4 protein-coding genes are annotated in these 3,048 nt (G+C 75.3%); 2 read left to right on the top strand and 2 right to left on the bottom strand.

Annotated elements, in window-relative coordinates; all coding sequences use genetic code 11:
• Window positions 1-137: 137 nt before the first annotated feature.
• A complete protein-coding gene (locus Q0195_RS08795) occupies window positions 138-869 on the bottom strand; it encodes a GAP family protein (protein ID WP_299277212.1) in 732 nt (243 codons plus the stop codon).
• Between the two features lie 119 nt (window positions 870-988).
• On the opposite strand from Q0195_RS08795, the gene Q0195_RS08790 reads away from it, so the two are divergent.
• Window positions 989-2,227, top strand: coding sequence for a histidine kinase (locus Q0195_RS08790; RefSeq protein WP_299277209.1), 1,239 nt, complete (start codon window positions 989-991; stop codon window positions 2,225-2,227).
• Window positions 2,224-2,871: a response regulator transcription factor gene (locus tag Q0195_RS08785; protein ID WP_299277207.1), complete on the top strand. Its 648-nt coding sequence runs from the start codon at window positions 2,224-2,226 to the stop codon at window positions 2,869-2,871. The genes Q0195_RS08790 and Q0195_RS08785 overlap by 4 nt, the downstream gene beginning before the upstream one ends.
• Window positions 2,872-2,881: 10 nt before the next feature.
• On the opposite strand, the gene Q0195_RS08780 is transcribed toward Q0195_RS08785, so the two are convergent.
• Window positions 2,882-3,048, bottom strand: a 167-nt coding sequence (locus Q0195_RS08780) for a family 1 glycosylhydrolase (protein WP_299277215.1), incomplete at its 5' end; no start/stop codon positions are given.

Below are 3,048 nucleotides of genomic sequence, written 5' to 3'. Positions count from 1 at the left end.
AAACCCCTCCGCCGGGGAGCGGGTGGCCATCCCGCTGTCGACGGAGGGGTGGAAGCGCGGTCCGTGCCTGCTGCGCGCCACGGGATCGAACGAGACCATGGTCGGTGGTGCCCTGGCCGGGGGACGGTCGCGGGCGGTCACAGCGTGTCGAGGAAGGAGAGCAGGTCCGGCATCCGGCCGACGGCGTCGCGGGCGAGGAGGAAGCCGACGATCCCGACGATCCAGGCCGTCGTCTCGGCACCACTGCGCTCCATCCAGGCCGCGATGCGCTGGAGCAGCGGCTCCACCGCCCGGCGAGCGCCGAGCCGGGCGCCGAGCAGGGCGAGTGCCGGCAGCACCATGACGAGGCAGTACGCGGCCAGCACCCCCACCCGGGCCGGAGCCGCGAGCCCGGACGAGCCGATGATCCCGGTCGCGGCGAGGTAGGGCAGCATGGTGGCGACCTCGAGCACGGCGGCGGCGAGCGCCAGCGTGACGAGCCCGCCGACCCCCGAGTCCGTCTCGGTACCCATCGCGCGGGCGCGCCAGCGCAGCAGCCGCCCCGAGCCGGCCGGGGCCCTCCCCTCCCGCCTGCGGCCGATGAAGAAGCTGCCCACGAGGAGCCCCACCCCGAGGACGAGCTGCAGCCGCGCCACGACGGGGTTGTCCAGCAGCCCGTCGAGGTCCCCGAGGAGGGCGCTCGCCCCGGCGACGAGGGCGATGCCGAGCAGCAGGTAGAAGCCCGCGACGGTACCGAGGAACACGAGGACGCGGCCGACCCGCACGCGGCCGGGCGTGAGGAGGAACCAGACCGGGATGAGCAGCGTCCCGAAGCTCGTCGAGTCGACGAGCGCGAGGACGACCAGCGCTCCGAAGGTTGCGATCGTCATGCCCCGACGGTCCCGCGCACCCCTGCGGAGCGTCGTCGGCCGTCGGACCGACGCCCGCGCCGCTGTGCGTACATCCTTCGACGGACCTCGCACACCGCCGGCTGTGCTGGGATGGGCACGTGCAGTGGCTGGTACGGATGTGGCGGGAGCGGGTGCGCGGGACCGAGCGCGGCCGCGTCGTCAGCGACGCCGTGAGCACCTTCCTCATCGGCCTCGTGCTTCTGGCCGCGGGGCTCGTGGGCACGCTCGGCGGCGGGCGGGCACCGCTCGTCGCCGACTCCGGCCGGTGGCCCTTCGTCCTCACCCTGACCGCGGTCTGCGTCGTCATGCTCGGCAAGGCGCGGTGGCCACTGCTCACGCTCGGCGCGGGCCTCGCGGTCTTCGGTGTCGACGTCGTGCTCGGCGGCAGCGTCGGCGTGACCATCGCGCTGCTCGACCTCTTCTACTCCGCCGCCCTGCGCGCGAGCGCCCCGGCCGTCCGCCGGCTCGGGGTCGGGGTGGTCGTCTGCGTCGGCGGCGGCGCGGCCGCCACCTTCGTCGCGACCGGTGACCTGCGTTCGACCGCGAACATCGCACTCCTGCTCTTCGCCGTCTTCGGCACGCCCCTGTGGTGGGGCCGCTCGGTGCGCCAGCAGAAGGAGCTCGCCGAGCTCGCCTCCGCGAGAGCACGCGACCTCGCCCGGATCGGCGAGCTGCGGGAGCAGGAGGTGGTCCACGCCGAGCGCACCCGGATGGCCGGTGACATCCATGACGCGCTCGCCAGCCACCTCTCGGCGGTCGCCATCCACGCGGAGGCCGCGCTGGCCCTCCCCCGGCCCGACGCCGAGGAGCCCGCGGCGCGCCGCGACCGGGAGGCGCTGTCCGCGATCCGCTCCTCCAGCGTCGCCGCCCTGCGTGAGATGCGCGCGATGATCGACCTGCTCCGCACGGGGGACGAGGCCCGTACCAGCCCGGCCCGCCTCGACGAGCTCGGCACGCTCGTCGCCGGGTTCCGCGGCGAGGGCATGGCCGTGACGGTCCACGGCGCCGCCGAGCTGCCGTCCCTGCCCGCGGCGGTCGACCAGGCCGCCTACCGCATCGTCCAGGAGGGCCTGGCGAACGCGCTGCGGCACGGCGCCGACGGACCGGTCGACGTCACGCTCGCCCACGACGGCGGGACCCTGCGGGTCGAGGTCACCAACGACACGTCCGCGGACCGCCCGCCGGCCGGGACCGGCGAACCCGCCGGCTCGTCGTCCGGTGTCGGGCTGCTCACCATGCGGGAGCGCGCCGAGGCGCTCGGCGGCACCTTCTGCGCCGGGCGCGACGGCCACCGCTGGCGCGTGCGAGCCGTCATCCCCGCGGAGGAGGACCCGTGACCGTCCGCGTGCTCATCGCCGACGACCACGCCGCCATCCGCTCCGGGCTGCGGCTCATCCTCGAGACGGCCGACGGGCTCACGGTCGTCGGCGAGGCCGCCGACGGCGCGAGCGCGGTGACCAACGCGCGGGCGCTGCGCCCGGACGTCGTGCTCATGGACATCCGGATGCCCGGCACCGACGGCATCGCCGCCACGCGGGCCATCGTCACCGACGTCCTCGCCGACGTCCTCGTCCTCACCACCTTCGACCTCGACGAGTACGTCTTCGGTGCGCTGCGCGCGGGCGCGGCGGGCTTCCTGCTCAAGACCGCCGACGCCCCCACCCTGGTCGACGCCGTCCGTCGGGTCGCAGCCGGGGAGGGGGTCGTCGCCCCCGAGGTCACCCGCCGCCTGCTCACCGCCTTCGCGCGGGCGCCGGAGCACACCGAGCAGGAGGTGCCGGCCGACGTCGCCGCCCTCACCGAGCGGGAGCGGGAGGTGCTCGCCGGCCTGGGGCAGGGGCTGTCGAACGCCGGGCTCGCCGAGTCGCTGGGCATCACCGAGGCGACGGCGAAGACCCACGTCTCGCGGGTGCTGGCCAAGCTCGGCTGCACCTCCCGGGTGCAGGCGGCGATCCGCGCCCGGGAGGCCGGCCTGGCCTAGCGCTGCGCCGTCAGGCCCGGTGGGCCCGGATGAGCGCCGAGTACCAGTGGGCGCTGGCCTTCGGGGTGCGGCGCAGCGTCGTGTAGTCGACATGGACGATGCCGAACCGCTTGGCGTAGCCGTAGCCCCACTCGAAGTTGTCGAGCAGCGACCACAGGTAGTACCCCCGCACCGGCG

The organism is uncultured Georgenia sp. (assembly GCF_937958535.1).
GTDB lineage: Bacteria > Actinomycetota > Actinomycetes > Actinomycetales > Actinomycetaceae > Oceanitalea.
Note: the sequence above shows the minus strand (reverse complement) of the source record. Positions and strands in the feature narration are given on the sequence as shown.